This is a genomic window from Corallococcus exercitus, from assembly GCF_042231735.1.
Classification (GTDB): domain Bacteria; phylum Myxococcota; class Myxococcia; order Myxococcales; family Myxococcaceae; genus Corallococcus; species Corallococcus exercitus_B.
The window spans coordinates 3,041,421-3,059,998 of record NZ_CP102577.1; the positions used below are offsets into that span (position 1 = coordinate 3,041,421).

The window sequence follows — 18,578 nt, forward strand, 5'->3', positions numbered from 1 at the left end:
AGCCCGTCAATTCCTGAACAAGGCCATCGCACCGTGGGGCCCTGCGTCATCCCGCGCCTCAGTGGATGACGAGGCGGATCTTCTCGCTGCAGATGAAGTACTCGTCCCCGTCTTCAACCTTGCGGCGCTTGATGCGCTGCTTGTTGAACCAGGTCCCGTTCGAGGAGCCGAGGTCCTCGATGTAGAAGTCGCCGCCGTCGCGGGCGATGACGGCGTGCTCGCGCGACACCTTGCCGGAGTTGATGACGAAGTCGCAGTGCTTGCCGCGGCCGATGACGTAGCGGTCCTTGACGATCTTCTCCTGCTCGCCGGACTCGGTGACGAGGTAGAGCGCGGCGCCCTCCTCCTCGTCCGCCTCCTCCATGGGCTCCTCTTCGGCCTCCTCGGGAGCCTCGTCCTGCATGTCGTCGAGCGGCGGCTCCTCCTGCTCCGGCAGGGGCTCCTCCTCGTCCTCGATCATGTCGTCCGCGGCGGGCGGGGGCGGCTCGTTCTTGCCCTTGATGAGCCGCTCCAGCTCGGCGGCCGTCTCCAGGACGCGCTCGGCGACCTCGCGGCGCACCGGATCATTGTCCAGCCCGTTGGAGGAGGGACGCTCCTCCGAGCCGCTGCGCGCGGCGGGGCGCGACGAGGCCGGCGCGGGCGCCAGCACCGGCGGCCCGCCCTTGGCCGCGGCGGCCGGGGGCGGCGCGGCGGCCGCTCGCGCAGAAGGCGCGGGCGAGGGCACCGCCGCCACCGCGGGCTCCCCCTTCGTCTTCACGTCGATGAAGCCGTTGAGGCGCGCGAACATGAACAGCGCCTGGTTGATGAGCGCGTCGCGATCCGACCCCATCTGCTGGGCCATCTCTTCGTACGTCTCCCACAGGTGCTCGGCGATGCCGACCTTGCGTGCGGGACGGGAGTTCTGATCGATCATCGGTCTTGGCTCGGGAAATGCTGGACGTGGGGAACGATAGCAGAGCCTGCCGGGCGCGCCCAGTTACTGGAAGGGCCGGAGAAACTGGAGGTTCTTGGCGTTGTCGCTGATGGACTCCAGGGCCACCTGGAGGATGCCGTCCGCCGAGGGGTACGCGATGAAGGCCAGGCTGGAGCCCTCCACGTCCGTGGCCACCACGGAGGCAGGCAGGGTGTAGACCGACAGGTTGCTCGTCTGGCTGGTGTCCACCTCGAAGACGAAGCGGCGGAAGCGCGGCAGCAGCGTCACCACGTAGCGGTCCCCGGCCACCAGCCGGCTCTGGGAGCCGATGGTCGCGGTCATCGTGAGCGTCAGCGGCGCGGGCACGTAGGTGGTGGGCGACCTGGGCGGCTCCAGCCCCAGGTCGAAGCCGTCCGGGTGCGCGTAGTAGTCCAGGAAGCTGGCGACCGTGTACGGCTCGTTCACGTCCAGGCGTTGGATGAACGAGGCGCTGCTCTCCGCGCCCGCATAGAGCAGGTAGGGCTTCACGTTCGGGCCCGCGCGCACGGAGAAGAGCGGGTACGAGGCGCAGGGCTCCACCGCCGTGGCGATGGCCGGGTCGGACAGGTCCGGGTAGAGCCGCGTGAGGCCGTTGCCCTGGTCCTCCAGGCGGAGGATGGGGATGGCCGCCGGGCAGGCGCCCGCGTTGTTCGCCAGCACGATGGAGTCCCCGGGCACCACGCCCCGCGACGTCGCCAGGGTGGTCTCGATGAGCAGCGGAGCCTCCTCCGCGGTCAGGTCGCGCGAGAGGTTGATCAGGCCGGGCAGCGCGCCCTGGAAGACGAAGCGGTAGGTGCCGTTGGGCACCGTCCCGTTGCAGAGGAACGCCGTGGCGTTGGTCGCCTCCACCTGGGGGCAGCCCGGCTCCGACACGGTGATGGCCTGGAACTGATCCGCGCGCACGGCCTCGGTGCTGTCGCGCAGCTCCGCGACCACGGACGCGCTCAGCGGCCCGTTTTCCGGGTCGCGGTCCAGGTTGAACGCGCGCCGCTCGTCGGCGCGGAACAGGGTGATCTCCCCGCTGGACGACGGCACGATGCCCAGCAGCGGAACGGCGGTGGAGTAGGCCACGCCGTCCGCCAGGAACTCGCGGACCTCCAGGCCCGTGCGCAGCGTGAGGCCCGTGGGCAGGCCCCGGGTCGGCTTCAGGGTCAGCATGGGTGCGCCGGTGACGTCCCGGGCGAGCACCGGCGCCGTGGAGGGCGCCAGCGGATCCGGCCCGTTGTCGAGCGCGATGACGCCCTCGCAGTCCGACGAGTTGCACGTCAGCTCATCCAGCACCACGTACACGTAGCGGCCGGCGGGCACGGTCTCGGTCTCCGACACCTTGTAGCTGGGGTGCGTGGCGACGAGCCGCGCCGGGATGTCCACCAGGTCCGTGTACGTGGGCACCGTGAAGGGGGCCGGACGCGGCCGCTTGTACGGAATCTCCACGGAGGCCCCGTCCGCGACGGCGCGCACCAGCCGGCTGGTGCCGGACACGTTGCGGATGGCGAGCACCAGCGAGTCCGTCACGTTGGCCTGCGCGGGCAGCGCGATCATGGACAGCACGGTGTCCGCCGGCTTGAGGCAGAACACCGGCAGCGCGGGTGGCAGCGCGGCCGCGTCGAAGCCCTCCGGACCGGGCAGGTCCTGGCGCATCACCACGCCGCCGCCGAAGGGACCGCACAGCTGCTCGGCGGCCTGCGGGCGCGTCTGGAGCGCGTAGTACAGGATGCTCGGCGCGCCGTCCGCCGCCGGGGCGTGCGCGGCGAAGGCGGTGATGAGCTGGCCGGTCGACAGGCGCGTCACCTCGTTGAGGCGCGCGCGGTCCGCGGCCACCACGGAGATTTCGCGGCCGCCGGAGCTGCGCGCGTAGATGTACGGGCCGGACACGTCGTTGCCGGTGGCGTCGTAGCCCACGTCGCGGATGAGCGAGTCGGGCCGCGCGATGACGGGGATGGACAGCGGCTCCAGCGGGTTCGGCGCGGGGAGGAACTCACGCGGCGAGCGCGTCAGGTCCAGCACACGCAGCTCATCCCGGTCCTGCGAGGTGACGAAGACGAGCTGGTTGGAGAGCACCAGGTCGTACGTGCCGGACAGGCCGGCGGCGCCCGCGGTGGAGGTGGTGTCGGAGCAGGCGAGCGCGAAGCTCGCGCCGCTCAGCAACAGGGCAGCAAGAAAGCCGCGCTTCAAGGTCAGTTCTCCTGGCACACGCTGGTGCCCTGGTTCGGATCGCGCTGTTGCTGCGTGCCCAGCTTCGCCACCAGCCTCGCGTCCTGGGGGCGCGCGAGGTCGGGGATGTCCACGATGGCCACCTGTCCGTCACCGAAGTTGGTCACGAACAGCCGGGCCGCGTTCGTCCCGGCCGGGTTGTCCACCGTCAGGCCGAAGGCCTGCGACGGGTTGCTGGTCTGGTTGAGGTTGTTGACGAGCGGCACCTGCGCCACGACCTGCCCGAGCGCCTCGTCGTACAGGGACAGCGCGCTGTCGCCAGTGCTCGTCACCGCGAGGATGTTGGTGTCCGCGGTGGGCGTGCCCGGCGTCCGCTCGATGAGCTGCATGTCGCTCACGCCGTCCGGCAGGGGCACCGCGGAGACCACCCGGAAGAAGGGCTGGGTGGCGGCGGCGCCCGGCACCGCGTCGTATTCGAAGTCGAGGGTGAGCAGCGTGTCCGGGCCGCGCGCCAGCATGTACAGCCGCTCGCGCACGAAGTTCGGGCGCGCCGCCCGCTCCGCCGCCGTCACCGGCCGGGGCACCACGCGCGCCGCTCGCGCCTCGCGGATGCTGAAGACCGACTGCAGCGAGGGCTCCAGGACGGTGCCGGGCTCGTTCTTGTCCACCAGCCGCAGCACGAAGTTGCCGGGCACCGTGCCGCTGATGCCGGCCACGAAGTTGCGGCCCGTCACGTAGAGGTAGCCCGCGCCCACCGTCACGGAATCCGAGCCGCCGTAGAGGTAGCCCTCGGGCGACAGCGGGATGAAGCCCAGCGTGTCGCGCGTGGGGTTGTCCAGCTTCACCGTGGCCAGGTAGTTCTCGAAGTTGGTGCTCGACTTCGCCGGCGAGTCCGCGGCCTCGGAGTGCGTCACGTACAGCGTGCCGCTCGCCTCATCCACCGTCACGCCGATGGGCGACGGGGCCCGGGGCAGGTCCGCGCGGCCTTCCACGCGCAGGGACTCCGGGATGTCGTCCGAGAGCGACAGCGCGCCGTTGCGGCAGTCCTCGCCGCCCTGCACGCAGTTGAGCACCGGCGCGCCGTTGGCATCCAAGCCCACGTCCACCGCGTGCAGGTTGTTGCCCTCCGCGCGCGAGGGAACGAACAGGCGAGGCAGCCCGCTGGCCGGGTTCACCCACAGGCTCAGCTCACCCGCGAAGCTGCGGATCTGCACGAGCGACTCGTCCGCGGACGCCAGGTCCTCGAAGGCGAGCGCCGAGTCCGGGAGCGTGCCGCCCAGGCGGGGCACCGTCACGGACTGCCCGTCCACCTGCGTGCGCAGCGTGTCCAGGTTCAGCGCCACCACCGAACCGGAGTCGTAGCAGTTGTCGAAGTTGGCGTTCGCGACGAAGAGGTAGCCGTTGCTCTCCGAGGGCCCTCCCACCGCCGGAGGGCGCCAGAACGCCACCCCGCTGGGGTACACGAAGCGGGTGGACGGAGGCGGGTTCGGTTCGGATTCAATCGAACACGCACCGAGGAGCAGCAGCGCGGGGGTCAGGAAATGGAGGCGCATCAGAGGGGGGCGGAGTGTAGGAACGGCGCCCTGCCCCGGGCAACCGAATAGGTATATCTCTATTCCCTGGTCGCCCTCCTGCTGACATCCCCCTGCCCCGCACGGACGGCGTGCGCCGCTCCCCTGGCGGGGAGACGGGCACGCTCCGGCGGGGAACGGGCGGCCGGGCTCAGGCCGCCGCGGCGGTTTCGGCCTGGATCTTGGAAAAGTCCGCCACCTGGTTGAACAGGGCGCCAATCTCCGTGAGGAACCGGATGCGGTTCTCCCGCAGGTCCTTGTCCTCGGCCATCACCATCACCTTGTCGAAGAAGGTGTCCACGGCGGGCTTCAGGCCGGTGATCTCCTTGAGCGCCCCGGCGAAGTCGTCCGCGCGCACGCGCTCGCCCACCTTGTCGCGGGCCTGGGTGAAGGCGGTGTGGAGGTTCTTCTCCGGCTCGTCCGTGAAGCGCTGCGGGTTGGTCTGCCCGCCCGCCACGTCCTTGCCCTGCTTCTCCACGATGTTGACCACGCGCTTGAACGCCGCCGCCAGCGGCTGGAAGTCCGAGTGGCCCACGAGCACGCTCAGGGCCTCCAGGCGCTTCTTCGCCGCGACGAGGTCGTCGAAGCCCACGGCCAGCACCGCCTCCACGACGTCCGTGCGGTGCTGCTCGCCCCACAGCGCCTTGAGGCGGCCGCGGAAGAACTCCAGCACCTGCTCGCGCGGGGCCGCCTCACCCGGCTTGCGCTTCACGTTGGCCAGCTTCGGGGCCAAGAGGCGCAGCGCCTCGTCCACCGCGGCGGACAGGCTGAAGCGGTAGCCGCGCCCCAGCACGATGCGGATGATGGACAGGCACGCGCGGCGCAGCGCGAACGGATCCGCCGCGCCGGACGGCGCCTTGCCGATGGCGAAGATGCCGCACAGCGAGTCCAGCCGGTCCGCCAGGCCGATGAGCGCGCCCGCGTCCTGCGACGGCAGCGCGTCCTCGGCGCCGCGGGGCAGGTAGTGCTCGAAGATGGCCAGCGCCACCGCATCGGGCTCGCCGCCCGCCTTCGCGTACTCGCGGCCCATCACGCCCTGGAGCTCCGGGAACTCGCCCACCATGCCGGTGACGAGGTCCGCCTTGGACAGCGTGGCGGCGCGCTCCACCGTGGCCGCCTCCCCTGCCCTGCCCGTGGCCTGGGCCAGGAAGCCCGCCAGCGAGCGGAAGCGCTCCACCTTCTCCAGGTACGTGCCCAGCTGGCCCTGCCACACCACGCGGCCCAGCTTCTCCACGCGGTCGGCCAGCGGCGTGCGCCGGTCCTCGTCGAAGAAGAAGCGCCCGTCCGCGAGCCGCGCCGCCAGCACGCGCTGGTAGCCGCGCAGGGACAGCTGCTCGTCGCGCACCGGCGTGTTGGACACGGCGATGAAGCGCGGCAGCAGCTTCCCCTTCGCGTCCGTCAGCGAGAAGTAGCGCTGGTGGCTCTTCATCTCCTGCACCAGCACCTCCGGCGGCAGGTCCAGGTGGCGCTCCTCGAAGCTGCCCACCACGGGGCTCGGCAGCTCCACCAGGTTCGTCACCTGGTCCACCAGCCCCTCGTCCTCCAGCAGCCGAGCGCCCGCCGAAGTGGCCGCGGCGTTCACCTTGCGCAGCAGCTCCGCGCGGCGCTTCGCGATGTCCGGCACCACGTGCGCCTTCTCCAGCGAGGCCTCGTAGTCCGAGGGCGCCTTCAGCGTGATGGCGCCCGGCGCGAGGAAGCGGTGGCCGTAGGTCGTGCGGCCCGCCTTCACGTCGCCCAGCACCACCGGCAGCTCCGTGTCGCCCAGGAGCGCCACCAGCCACTGCACCGGGCGCGCGAAGGCCGTGTCCACGTCACCCCAGCGCATGGACTTCTTGAAGTTGATGCCATGCACGGCCGCGTGCAGCGCGTCCTGGAGGATGGCCTCCGCCGGACGGCCCTTCTCCTCCACGCGCGCGGAGACGTACTCGCCCTTGGCCGTGGTGGTGCGCCCGAGCGCGTCCACGGACAGCTTGACGCTTTCGGCGAACTTCTCCGCCGCCTTGGTGGGCTTGCCCTGCGCGTCGAAGGCGGCCTTGGCGCTGGGGCCCAGCACCTCCTTCGTGATGTCCTCGCCCGCGTCCGCCACGTCGCGGACCTGGACGGCCAGCCGGCGCGGCGTGCCGAACGTGCGCACCTCGCCGTGCTTCAGGCGGGCGTCGGCCATGCGCTCGGTGAGCACGCGCTTCAGGTCCTCCAGCGCGGGGATGATGAACGACGCCGGGAGCTCCTCGGCACCGACCTCCAGCAGAAGATCACGCGCCACGGGCCACCTCCGCCTTCTCCTTCTTCTCCACCGGCTTGTTCAGCTGCACCGTCTTCCAGTAGTCGCTGGCGGGCTTGCCCTCCAGCACCGGCGGCTGCTGACCCACGGTCCATGGCGTCTTCGTCAGCGGGTAGCCCAGCCGCTCGCGCATCTGGAGATACCCTTCCGCGCACAGGCGCGCGTTGTCACGCACGCGCTTGATGAAATTGGCGCGCTCGGTGACGGAGATGGCGCCGCGCGCGTCCAGCAGGTTGAACGTGTGCGAGCACTTCAGCGCGTAGTCGTACGCGGGCATCGGCAGGTGGCGCTCGATGAGCCGCTTGCACTCCTTCTCGTACGCGTCGAACATCGAGAAGAGCATCTGCGGGTCGGACTCGTGGAGGGCGTACTTGCTCATCTCCACTTCGTTCGCGTGGAACACCTCGCGGTACTTCACGCCCTTGACCCACTCGATGTCGTAGACGTTCTCCACGTTCTGCAGGTTCATGATCAGGCGCTCGAGCCCGTACGTCAGCTCCGCGGACACGGGGCGGCAGTCGAAGCCGCCGCACTGCTGGAAGTAGGTGAACTGCGTCACCTCCATCCCGTCGCACCACACCTCCCAGCCCAGGCCCCAGGCGCCCAGCGTGGGCGACTCCCAGTCGTCCTCCACGAAGCGGATGTCGTGCTCCAGCGGATCCATTCCCACCTTCCGCAGCGACTCCAGGTACAGCTCCTGGACGTTCTTGGGCGCGGGCTTGAGGATGACCTGGAACTGGTGGTGCTGGAACAGGCGGTTCGGGTTCTCACCGAAGCGGCCGTCGGCGGGACGCCGCGAGGGCTGCACGTACGCGACGTTCCAGGGCTCGGGACCGAGCGCGCGGAGGAACGTGTACGGGGCCATCGTGCCCGCGCCGACTTCCGTGTCGTACGACTGGGTGACGATGCATCCCTGGTCGGCCCAGTGCTTCTGGAGCGTGAGGATGAGGTCCTGGAAATACATGATGGCGAGTCCTTCTCGCAGTGCGTCGAAGGCAGAGGCGGAACGCGGCGGACCCTAGTGAGGGGGTCCAGGAGCGTCAAGGACGGCCATCAGTCCGCGTAGGCCGGGAGGTCGGCCAGTCGAATCTGCAGCTTCGTCACCTCGCCCGGACGAATGGGAGCGGACAACAGCTTGCTCGTCCCACCGGGGTCCTGCGGGTCCACCACGCGCAGCCGGTACGTCCCGATGGGCAGTGGGAACTTGATGAGCGGGGACGTGCCCAGCTGCGTGGCGCCGTCGAACACCGCCGCGTTCTTCGGCACCGTGTAGAGCGTCAGCCAGCCCAGGCCCGCCTTCGCCGCGCCATGCGAGGTGGAGGTGTCGAGCACCTCCGGGTTCTCGGTCTGCGTGACGGTGGTGACGGGCTCCGGAGGCCACTCCGAGGGCTCGGGCTTCGCGGGGCGCGGCTCGGCCTTCGCCACCGCGGGCGCGGCGGGAGTGGCGGCCGGAGCACTGGGGGCCGGCTTCGTCTTGCGGCCACCCTTGCCCGCGGGCGTCTTCTTCGTGTCGACGGTCGTGGCGTCCACCACGGGCTCGGACGGAGGCGGCTCCACCTCCGGCGTCTTCTGGGGCTCCGGGGTTTCGGTCTTCTGGACGAAGCCCGGCGGAGGACCGGAGGGCTTCGGCGGCCACGCGCCGTTCGCGGCGGGGTCCACGGGCGGGGCCGGATCCAGCTCCGCCTTCACCCACTGCTTCGCGGAGTCGTACGCGGGCATGAACAGGCGGCGCACGGGCTCGAGCGTCGCCGCGTAGCCCACGCCCCCCAGGATGAGGAGCAGCAGCAGCCGCATGCCCCAGCCGGAGCTTTCGCGGGCAGGCGCGGGCGCGGGAGGCGCTTCGGCGACCTCCTCCTCCTCATGGCGGGACGGCCGCGCGGTGCCCCGCGCCGGACGGGTGCGGAAGCGCTGCGTCTGGAGATCGCTGGGCGGATCCATCAGCGGCCCTGACGGGGGCGCGCCGCGGGCCTCGGCGGGTTCGGGCCTCGCGATGGGACGTGCCCGCGAGGGCCGCACGGCGTCAGCGGGAGGACGGATGACCCGGGGAATGGGCGCCGCGTCCGAACCCGAGGGCCGCTGTGCTCGCGGGGTGACCGTCGGCGTGTTGACGCGGGAGGCGCGGGCCTCGGGGGCTTCAGCGGCGGGGCGCGGGGTCGCGCGCGGGGCGGGCGTCGCGGACTCGGTCGCGGTGCGGCGGACGGGCGTGGGCTTGAAGGACGCGGCGACGTCCGGCTGCGGGGCTTCCGCGTGCGGCGACTTCACCTGCGCGGTGGCCGCGGCGGCGGCTTGATCCGTGCCCTCCTCGGCCTGGAGCGCACCGGCGGCCTCGCTGACGCGGGCGTCCTCGGCGCGGCTGGCCAGCTCCAGGAGGGTGCGCGTCTTCTGGCGCTTCTCCTCGAAGAGCTCGCCCATGACGGCGGTCATCTGGTCTTCGTCGAACAGCTCCGCGCCCAGCGTGGCCTCGATGGCGCGCGCCATCTCCCGGCAGGTGCCGAAGCGCTGGGCCGCGTCGCGCGACAGCGCCTTGAGCACCACCGCTTCCAGGGCCTCCGGCACGGCCGCGTTGAGCGAGCGCGGCGCGGGGATGTCCCCGTCCACGATCTGCATCATCACGGCCGCCTCGCCCGGCGCGTTGAACAGGCGCTGTCCGGCCAGCAGCTCGTGGAACATCACCCCCGTGGAGAACTGGTCGCTGCGGCCATCCAGGTCCTTGTTGCGCACCTGCTCCGGGGACATGTACCCGCTGGTCCCCTTCACGGTGCCCACCTGCGTGCGGCCCAGCTTGCCGCGCGCCTTGGCGATGCCGAAGTCGATCACCTTCACGACGCCGTCGTAGGTGAGCATCACGTTCTTCGGCGACACGTCGCGGTGCACCACCGCCACGGGGCGGCCCGACGGATCCATGAAGTGGTGGGCGTAGTGCAGGCCCAGGCACGTGTCGCGGATGACGCGCGCGCTGAAGCCCAGCGGCAGCGCGTACTTGCGCCGCTCCGCCATCTTCACCACCTGCTCCAGGTTCTGGCCGGGCAGGAACTCCATGGCGAGGTACAGCTCGCCGTCCTCCTCGCCCAGGTCGAACACCTGTCCGATGTTCGCGTGCGAGAAGGCCGCGGTGATGCGCGCCTCGTCGAGGAACATCTTGACGAACTGGTCGTCCTTCTTGATGTCGGGGAGGATCTGCTTCACCGCCACGAACTTGCGGAAGCCACCGGGGCCGGAGGTGAACGCGAGGAACAGCTCCGCCATCCCTCCCATCGAGAGGCGCGTCAGGATCTCGTACTTTCCGATGCGCCGCCCCCGGTCGGGATCTTCTCCGGCGCCACCCTGCATGCTCATGGCGGGGGCGGATGTTACCCGCCGAACCCTCCCAGGTCGATGATCGTCTTTCCAGACGGCCCGCCCCCCGGAGCCAGGAGCCCCGGGAAAGCGGTTTAGGCACCGAACCGCTGGCGCCGCACGTCGAGCATCCAGCCTTCGAGGGCGGCCACGGCCGCCGGCGGTGGCTCCAGGGGCAACACGGAGGCCGCGTCCGCCGCATCCAGCACCGCGAAGGCGCGCGCCACCTCCTGCTGCCACTGCTCGCTGAGCGCGTCGGTCAGCTCGATGCGCTCACCGCTCCGCTTGCGCTCCACCAGCGCGCGGGCCTCGCCAAAGCCATACGGCTCCAGCAGCGCGGTGACGTCCGTCTCCACCTCGCCCGTGCGCAGCGCATGCGTTCCGGTGAGCGTGGTGCGCAGCACGTACAGCAGCTTCTTCACGGAGCGGAAGCCGCTCTTCTCCCACTCGCGGAGCTGGCCCTGCGCGAAGCCGCGGTAGTGCCGGTGGATGCGCCGCGACAGCACGGCCCGGACCCGCGGCCGCAGCGTCTCCAGCTCCGGCAGGGCCCGCACGGTGATGGCGCCCAGCACCCGCTCGATGTAGTTGCCGTTGCCCTGGAGGATGCCCAGCAGCACGGGCTGCAGCTCGTTGGACGAGTAGTCCACCTCCACGCCCTCCAGCACCTCCAGCCGCTCCGCCGGCACGTGCCGGGGCTGGAGCCCGAGGAGCGCGGCGGTGGGCGCGATGTGGATGGCCTTGAGGTCCAGGTCGCTGTCCTGCGACGGGAAGCCGTACGCATGCGCGCCGGACAGCGAGATGACCAGGTGCTCGCGATGGAGGGACTCGGCGTCCAGCACGCGGTCCGCCATCCGCTCCTGATGTTCCGTCACCCTGCCCTTCATTCCGTCCCTCCTTCCAGTGCCGGGGCTTCCGGCGCATCGCTGCCCAGCGGTCCAGGCGTCTTCAAGACCCAGCGCCGAGCCACTTCCTCCCCTACCCGCCGCAGCAACCGGTCCGCGCGGGCGTAGTCCGGATGCTCCGGCAACCGGCTCTCGCGGTGCGCGGCCTCCAGCTCCGGCGCCATCGCCTCGGCGTCGCGCAGCACGTCCTCCAGTGGCACCTGCCCGCCCTTGATGTCGAGCAGCCGCGCCTTCAACGCCCCCGTCGCCTCGAAGGAGGGCACGCCGTCGCGCAGCCACCCCGTCGCCAGCGCCACCAGCCGCAGCAGGTTGTAGGCGTTCTTCGGCCGCAGCTCCCGGGCGGACGGAGGACGCTGCCCGCCGCCGCGTGCGTACGCGGTGAGCGCCGCGAAGTCGTTCGCCGCGAGCAGCCCCTGGTCCCAGAGCGAGCGGTAGAGCTGCTTCACGTACGTCTTCGCCGCGAGCACCCCGTCCTCGGGCGTGGGCGCGGCGCGGGGCGACACCGCGGCCAGGCGACGGGCCACCTCGTCCAGGTCGGGCGTGGGCTCCTCGCACAGCCACGCGAGGAGCAGGTCGCGGTGCTCGGCCAGCCGCTGGCTGCGGGTGAGCTTGTCGAGCTGGCTCATGGCGTAGCGCCCGAAGCTGCCGAAGATGGCCTTGGAGACGAACGCCTCGCGTGCCTCCAGCACCCACGTGCCCAGCTCATCCACCGGCGTCGCGCCGGGGACGAAGAGGGTCTCCAGCGTGTTCGGATCCGCGCGCAGCGCCTGCTCCACCGTCTTGCGGACCTCCCAGTACGTGGTGCTGCCATCCGCGCTCACCAGGTCCTGCGGCGGCTGCCCCAGGCCCAGCGTCCACGGCAGGGGCAGTGCGAAGACACCGCGAACGTCCACGTCGGAGCGCTCATCCGCGAGCCCCCACGCGTGACTGCCCACGCGCGTCTCCAGCACCACGCACGGCCGCAACGCATTCCAGGCGGCCTCACGCCGCTGGGCGAACTGCACCTGTCCCGTGCGCCGGGGCACCAGCTCATCGCGCGCGAACCACACCTCGCCCACGCCGACGATCTGCACGTCGAAGCCGCCGTCATGCGCACGCACCACGCGGCCGATCACGCCCTGTGGAATCCGGCGCCCCCCGGACGCCACGCGCTCCACGCGCGTCGTGACCTCCGTGCCGTGCGGCAGGGGCACGGACAGCCGGTCGATCTGCTCCAATCCCCGGACCCGCGCCGGGGTGGAGGAAGCGGTCTCTCGGGTGTCACTCATCGGTCCCTCCTGCGTGGGATGGTGGGCCACGGTGGACGCAGCGAAGCACGCGAGCCTGACCCGGCACGGCGCTTCCCGTCAGCGCGCGATGCGTCGCACGTCGTCGGGCGCGGAAGACCGCGTGGGCAGCAGTGCCTCCACCTCGGACGCCATGGGGAGCGCCGCCACCGCGCCCAGCTTCGTCACCACCCGAGCCCCCACGCCCGCGGCGAAGGTCATCAGCGCGACCAGGTCCTCGCGCGTCGCCCCCTCCAGCGAGCGCGCGTCGCCATACCCGCGCACGAGCCCGGTCAACATCGCGGACACGAAGCCGTCCCCCGCGCCTGTCGTGTCCACCACCGTCACCTGGGGAGCGGGGACGGAGAGGACCTCGCCCTGCCAGAGGAACACCGCGCCGCGCGGGCCCAGCGTCACCACCGGCAGCCGCACACCCCGCGCGGCCAGGACGTGCAAGGCCGCCTCGGGCGAGTGCTCACCGGTCGCGAAGTGGATCTCCTCCTCGGACAGCTTCACCACCGTGCACAGCGGCAGCATGCGGCCCAGGAGGACGCGCAGCTCCTCGGGCCGTTCCCAGACGTGCAGCCGCAGGTTCGGATCACAGCTCACCAGCATCCCGGCATCACGCGCCAGGGTGAGCATGCGCACCATCGCCTCGCGCGCCTCCGGCAGGAGCAGGGAGTTGGAGCCACAGTGCAGCGCCTTCGCACGCCGCACGAAGTCGCCATCCACGTCCGAGCCATCCAGCAGGAACTCGGCCGAACGCGTCCGGAAGTACGTGAAGCTGCGCTCGCCGTGCGCATCCAGCGAGACGAACAGCAGGCCGGTGCGGGCGTGGTCCACCTGGCGCAGGCGGCTGACGTCGACGCCCTCCGCCGCCAGCCGGTCGCGCAGGAAGTGGCCGAACTCGTCGGACCCCACCACGCCCACCATCGCCGAGCGCAGGCCCAGCCGCGCGAGCCCCACGGAGACGTTGGCCGGCGAGCCCCCCGGCGATGGCTTCCAGGCCTCCACGTCCCGCACGCGCGTGGCGCCGCCCGACACGGGAAGGAAGTCCACCAGCGTCTCGCCGACACACACCACGTCCAGCGGTCCGGCCTCGTGCATGACACTTCCCCCTGGGGACCGCGCGCTGCCCGTCAGTCCAGGCCCACCTGCGCCATGAAGTCCACGCTCTTGAGCTTGCGGCCCAGGTGGTGCGCGATGAAGACGTTGAGCAGTCCCCGCGCCCGCGCGCGAAGGTCCGGAGGCAGCGGCGTGCGCGCGCCCTCCTGGAGCGAACGCAGGCCGGACAGCAGCGCCACCGGCACCGCGACCGAATCCCGCGCGCGTCCGCCACACGGCTCGCACACCGCGCCACCGTGGCCCTGGTCGAACCGGGGCCGTTCGCCGGGCAGGCCGCCGCACAGCGAGCAGGAGTCGAAGCGCGGCATCAGCCCCGCCTGCGCCAGCGCCGCCAGCTCGAACGCGAGCAACGACGTGGGCCCGGCCTCCTTCGCGTCCAGCCGGTGCAGGTAGCCCTCCACCAGCTCGAACAGCTCCGGGTGCGGCTCGTGGTCGCGCGTGAGCTCGCGGCACAGCTCCACCGCGTACAGCGCCCGGGCGATGAGCGACAGGTCCTCGCGCGCCGCGTAGAAGCCCGCGACGATGTCCGCCGAGTCCAGCCGCACCGTGCTGCCGCGCGTCTCCACCAACTGCACGCGCAGCCGCATGAACGGCTCCAGCGCACCCGCGAACCGGCGCTTGCTCTTGCGCGCTCCCGCTGCGAACGCGGTCAGCTTGCCGTGCTCGCGCGTCAGCAACGTCACCAGCCGGTCGGACTCACCATAGTCGACCGTGGACAGCACGAACGCGTCGTCGGCGTACCGCTCCATAACCCCTCTTCAACGCGCCGAGGGGGGCGGAAGCTTCCCGGTCAGCACCAGGAACAGGGCCGCGCCCAGGAGCAGGACCGCCAGCAGCACGGCCAGGATGACGTACGCCCGCTTGCGCCGCTCCTTCTCCAGTTGCACCGGCGAAGGCGCGGGCACCGCCCGGTCCACCTCCTCGTAGCGCAGCGCCGCTTCCTCCGGCGACAGGCCGATGACCTGCGCGTACGCGCGGATGTAGTTCAGCACGAACACGCGCTCGGGCAGCCGTTCCACCTGCCCCGCCTCCAGCGCCGCGACGAGGCTGGGGGGAATCTTCGTCTCCCGGGAGACGTCCTCGCGCGACAGGCCGCGAAGCTCGCGCTGCTGGCTGAGGTATTTGCCGAAGTCGACGTGGTCCACGGTCTTTCGGGGCCCCCGCGCCTAGAGGTGGTCCAGCAGTGAGCGGCAGTCGTCCTTGAGCACCTGCTCGTTGGGCTGGGCCTTGGACTCGCAGCCCGCGAACGCCTTCTTCGCCTCCTCCACCCGCCCGAGCTTCGCCTGGCACACGCCTTCGCGGTGGTAGGCCTCCGCCACGTCCGGGCACCGCTCACGGTAGTGCGCGAACTGCCGGCACGCCTCCTCCGTCTTGCCCGTCTCGTCGTAGATGATGCCCAGGTTCTTGTAGCCCAGGCAGAACTCCGGGTTGGTGGTGATGGCCGCCTTGATGTTCTGCAGCGCGTTCACCGTGTCGCCCTTCTTGTAGAGCGCCCAGCCCAGGTTGTTCTGCGCGGAGAAGCCGTAGCGGTACTGCATGTCGTTGAGCGACTCCTCGTACAGCTTGATGGCGTCGTCGTAGCGGCCCTGATCCAGGCGCAGGTTGCCCAGGTTGGTGCGCGCGTCGGAGAAGGTCGGCCGCAACTTCAGCGCCTGCTCGTAGTGGGATGACGCCTCGTCGAGCCTCCGGAAGGACAGGTGCAGCAGCAGCCCCACCGCGTTGTGGGCCTCCGGGTTGGACGGGTTCTGCTCCAGCGCCTTCTGGTACTCCGCGAGCGCGTCCTGCACGTGGCCGTGCTGCTGGGCCTGGATGCCCAGGTCGTAGTGGATCTCCGAGCTCCGGCGCTCCTTCTCCGTGGGGACGTGCGCGCAGCCCGCCGACGCGAGCGCGAACGCGAGGAAGCAGGAGGAAGTGATGCGGGACATGGGTGCCAATCCGGGGTGGAGGGTCAGAACGCGGCCAGGAAGCGGCCCAGGGTGGTGGCGACGTTGCGCTTCTCTTCGGCGCGGGCCTTCACGGCGGGCACGAGCGTGGGCTCCCGGAAGAACACGGGCAGCGTCTTGAGCCACTCGTCCTGCTGCGCGGGCGCCGCGGCGCGCCAGTTCGCGTTGTCCATCATGAAGCCCAGCGACTCCACGAACGCGAGCGCGTCGTCCTCGTCCTCACGCAGCTCGTCCGCGGACTGGATGCGCCGGCCGGACACGTACACCGCGCAGTCCCCCGCTTCCACGAGGTACAGGTACACGAAGACGCCCGCGCCCTGCCCTCCGCGCAGCCCCACCACGAAGGCCTGCGCGGGCCCGGCCTGCTTGCCGGGAATCGCCACGTGCGGCGTGTTGAGGGACAGGTGCAGCGCGAGCACCTGGTCGCGGTTCGCGGGGAGGCCCCGGTAGCGCTCGTCGATGGTGAACACCGTCGTCTCCCTTCCCGCGCACCCTAGCGGGTGGTGAGGGTGAACTCCTCGGTCGCGTCCTGCGCGTCCGCAGCCGTCTTCTGGAAGCGGATGAGGGGCGTGTCAATCATCACGTTGCCGCCGCCCTCGTTGCCCTCGCCGATGATCACCTTGAAGACGTTCTGGGCGGACGTGCTGCGGCGGTTCCCTGTCGCCTGCTTGCGGGCAATCAGCGTCACCGCGTTCGCGCCGGGGCGCAACTGGCTGGTGATGTCCATCACCACCTGGTCCTCGTTGTTGCGCAAACGACGCAGCCAGCGCGAGTTCACGTACACGTCGATGTCGAAGTCCGTCATGCCCGGCGTCGTCTGCTCCGTCACCAGCCAGTAGCGCTGGGTGATGCGCCCCGGCACGGACGTGGGCGCGGTGGGAGCAGCCGGCGCGGGCGCCTGCGCGACGACGCCCGCGTCCGGGGGCGTGGCGGCAGGCGGCGTGGCGGTGGATGGCGTCGCGGGCGTGGGCGTCACGGTCGTCACGCGGGCGGCGTACCCCGGCGCGTCGATGTGGACGTTTCCTTCCGCGTCGATGCGGACGGTGGCCTTCTCGAAGCGCGTGTTCGTCACACCGTCGATCTTCACGCCGTTCAGGAAGACCGAACCGGCGAGAGCCAGCATGGGAAGGAGCGAGGCCGCGACGGTGATGGCAATGCGGGCGGACGGGCGGGGCATGGGGGCATTTCTCCTGGGAATCCTCAACAGTCCCGGGAGCTTGCAACGACTTAGCGCACCCGGGGGAGCGGGACAAGGCGGGGACGGCCCCTCTTGGAGCGCTCCGCCGCCCCGAACATTCACCCGGGGGCCCGTCTTCCAGTCGGACCGCGGGGGCCCTTCAGGGCGCCGCGGTCGGCGTCTCGTCCGGCGTCGGCGGAGGCGGCTCGCGCTGCGCCAGCGCCCAGTCCCCGCCCAGGCCATGGCCCTCGCGGAAGCGGCGGAAGTCGCGCCGCACGGCCCGGGGATAGCGGCGGAACTTCTCCAGCTCCCCCGCCTTCATGGCATCCCGGATGCGCGTGGGGCCCGCGTTGTAGGCCATCAGCGCCATGTCCAGGTCCCCGCCGAAGCGGCCCTGCAGCGAGCGCAGGTAGCGGATGCCCAGGCGCACGCAGACGGCGGGGTCCGCCACCACCTCCTCGCGCGACAGCTTCAGGCCTTCCTTCTCCGCCAGGAAGTGCAGCGTGCTGGGCTTGATCTGCATCAGCCCCCGGGCGCCCTTCTCGGAGACGGACTCCTCCTCGAAGTCGGACTCCACGTCGATGAGGGCCAGCACTAGCAGCGGGTCATACCCCGTGCGGCGCGACTCCTCGTCGATGGCCTGCCCCAGCCGCCGGCGCAGCGTGAGCCCCAGGTCCGGGGCCCGCTTGGCCAGCACGGCGTCGATGAGCGCCGCCTCCTCGGAGATGGACTCCTGCGCCACCACCTCGGGGACCACGGCCTGGGGGGCGGACTCCTCCAGGAGGGGCACCACCCGCGCGGACACCACGAGCGCCACGCCCGCGAGCAGCGGGAGCCGGGAGCACCCGCTGCTCAGGGCATGCAGCCCCGCGAAGAACCGCGTTCCCAGCGACCTGCCGCCCGAGGCGGCGGGGCCACTCACTTACGGTGCTCCAGGGCCTGGATGCGTTCGTTCAGACGCTCCAGGCGGGCGCCGAAGGCCTGCAACTCCTCGCGGCGCGGCAGCTTCAGGAGGGTCAGGGCCGTGCGGACCCGCTCCTCCACGTTGTGCTCCAGGTCCTTGCGGTGCCCCGTCAGCCGCTCCGCGAACTCGCGGGCCTGACGCTTCACCTCGTCCTGGCTCCAGCCCGCGACGGACGCCACGCGCTGCACGGCGCGGGAAGCCTCCTCCTCCGCCGTGTTCACCGCCAGGAGCGCCTGGCTCCAGATCCGCTCGAACGCCTCCGCCACGGAAGGCTTCTCTCGGGGGGCCTCGGTGTTGTTGTCCATGAAGTCGCTCCGGGAGTGACCCCGGGCCCTTCCGGTGGAAGGACCCTGGGCATTCAAAGGGGTTTGCGACCTAAGCACACCCCATGGGTGATGGAAACGCTGCTCAGGCCCGCGGAGAAGACGCCGCGCCGCCCGAATTCTTGGTCGTCCGGTGGGCGCGCCGGGTGGGCTTCAGGAGCACATCCAGCTTCTTCGACAGGCGCCCCAGCTCGCGGGTGATCTGCTCCACCTGGGACTGGCTGGCAACTCCCACCGCCCCCACGACCTTCGCCTGGAATCCATCCAGCCGCTTGCGCAGCTCGACGCCCGCCTCGTCCACCTTCTTGGTCAGCTCCTGAACGCGGGGGTCCGCGCGCAGCTCACCCGCCTGGACCTTGGTCCACAGGGCCTGGACCTCCTTCGCCGCCACCTGGCCCTTCGTCTCCAGCGCGCGGAAGGCCTTGTTCGCCTCCCCTTCCAGGCCCTGGAACCGCTTCTGCGCCTCGGAGAACCGCCCCTTCAGGAAGGCCTCCACGTTCTGCGTCACGCCCTGCTTCTCCGCTGCCTTCGCACTCGTCGTCGTCATGTCGTGCTCCCCCCCGGCTGCTACCGGGTCAAATAACG

Annotated in this window: 17 protein-coding genes; all 17 read right to left on the minus strand. The window is 71.1% G+C overall.

The genetic code is table 11. From position 1 onward, the window contains the following. Nucleotides 1–58: 58 nt before the first annotated feature. Nucleotides 59–913 carry an FHA domain-containing protein gene (locus tag NR792_RS11560; RefSeq protein WP_375760115.1) on the minus strand — a complete coding sequence of 285 codons (855 nt, stop codon included), beginning with the start codon at nt 911–913 and terminating at the stop codon, nt 59–61. 63 nt (nt 914–976) lie between these two features. Then, nucleotides 977–3,127: a hypothetical protein gene (locus NR792_RS11565; RefSeq protein ID WP_375760116.1), complete on the minus strand. Its 2,151-nt coding sequence runs from the start codon at nt 3,125–3,127 to the stop codon at nt 977–979. 2 nt (nt 3,128–3,129) lie between these two features. Next, entirely contained in the window at nt 3,130–4,659 is a 1,530-nt protein-coding gene (locus tag NR792_RS11570) for a YncE family protein (protein ID WP_375760117.1), read from the minus strand. 169 nt (nt 4,660–4,828) lie between these two features. Beyond that, nucleotides 4,829–6,940 carry a glycine--tRNA ligase subunit beta gene (gene glyS / locus NR792_RS11575; RefSeq protein WP_375760118.1) on the minus strand — a complete coding sequence of 704 codons (2,112 nt, stop codon included), beginning with the start codon at nt 6,938–6,940 and terminating at the stop codon, nt 4,829–4,831. Further along, the gene (glyQ, locus tag NR792_RS11580; RefSeq protein WP_375760119.1) at nt 6,930–7,922 is read right to left on the minus strand and encodes a glycine--tRNA ligase subunit alpha; all 993 of its coding nucleotides are present in this window, start codon (nt 7,920–7,922) and stop codon (nt 6,930–6,932) included. Before glyQ ends, glyS begins: the two co-directional genes overlap by 11 nt. Nucleotides 7,923–8,011: 89 nt before the next feature. Beyond that, a complete protein-coding gene (locus NR792_RS11585; RefSeq protein ID WP_375760120.1) occupies nt 8,012–10,204 on the minus strand; it encodes a protein kinase in 2,193 nt (730 codons plus the stop codon). 185 nt (nt 10,205–10,389) lie between these two features. Continuing rightward, on the minus strand, nt 10,390–11,178 hold the full coding sequence (locus tag NR792_RS11590) for a DNA polymerase beta superfamily protein (RefSeq protein WP_375760121.1): 789 nt from the start codon (nt 11,176–11,178) through the stop codon (nt 10,390–10,392). Further along, on the minus strand, nt 11,175–12,464 hold the full coding sequence (locus NR792_RS11595) for a DNA polymerase beta superfamily protein (protein WP_375760122.1): 1,290 nt from the start codon (nt 12,462–12,464) through the stop codon (nt 11,175–11,177). Before NR792_RS11595 ends, NR792_RS11590 begins: the two co-directional genes overlap by 4 nt. Before the next feature lie 78 nt (nt 12,465–12,542). After that, complete coding sequence (locus NR792_RS11600) at nt 12,543–13,568, minus strand: carbohydrate kinase (RefSeq protein ID WP_375760123.1); 1,026 nt, start codon at nt 13,566–13,568, stop codon at nt 12,543–12,545. A 32-nt stretch (nt 13,569–13,600) separates the two neighbouring features. Next, nucleotides 13,601–14,335 (minus strand): DNA repair protein RecO, encoded by a 735-nt coding sequence (recO, locus tag NR792_RS11605; protein WP_207057448.1) that lies wholly within the window; start codon nt 14,333–14,335, stop codon nt 13,601–13,603. A 9-nt stretch (nt 14,336–14,344) separates the two neighbouring features. Further along, nucleotides 14,345–14,731: a helix-turn-helix domain-containing protein gene (locus tag NR792_RS11610; RefSeq protein ID WP_375760124.1), complete on the minus strand. Its 387-nt coding sequence runs from the start codon at nt 14,729–14,731 to the stop codon at nt 14,345–14,347. Between the two features lie 21 nt (nt 14,732–14,752). Continuing rightward, nucleotides 14,753–15,511, minus strand: a complete 759-nt coding sequence (gene tgl, locus NR792_RS11615) for a social motility TPR repeat lipoprotein Tgl (protein ID WP_375760125.1) — start codon at nt 15,509–15,511, stop codon at nt 14,753–14,755. 23 nt (nt 15,512–15,534) lie between these two features. Beyond that, nucleotides 15,535–15,999, minus strand: coding sequence for a social motility and stimulation tgl protein (locus tag NR792_RS11620; protein WP_120549802.1), 465 nt, complete (start codon nt 15,997–15,999; stop codon nt 15,535–15,537). Nucleotides 16,000–16,022: 23 nt separating this feature from the next. After that, nucleotides 16,023–16,706 carry a hypothetical protein gene (locus NR792_RS11625; protein WP_375760126.1) on the minus strand — a complete coding sequence of 228 codons (684 nt, stop codon included), beginning with the start codon at nt 16,704–16,706 and terminating at the stop codon, nt 16,023–16,025. A gap of 160 nt (nt 16,707–16,866) precedes the next feature. Beyond that, nucleotides 16,867–17,628 (minus strand): lytic transglycosylase domain-containing protein, encoded by a 762-nt coding sequence (locus NR792_RS11630; protein WP_375760127.1) that lies wholly within the window; start codon nt 17,626–17,628, stop codon nt 16,867–16,869. Continuing rightward, a complete protein-coding gene (locus NR792_RS11635) occupies nt 17,625–17,975 on the minus strand; it encodes a phasin family protein (protein ID WP_120526755.1) in 351 nt (116 codons plus the stop codon). Before NR792_RS11635 ends, NR792_RS11630 begins: the two co-directional genes overlap by 4 nt. A 103-nt stretch (nt 17,976–18,078) precedes the next feature. Further along, nucleotides 18,079–18,540, minus strand: coding sequence for a hypothetical protein (locus tag NR792_RS11640; RefSeq protein ID WP_375760128.1), 462 nt, complete (start codon nt 18,538–18,540; stop codon nt 18,079–18,081). Between the last annotated feature and the right edge of the window lie 38 nt (nt 18,541–18,578).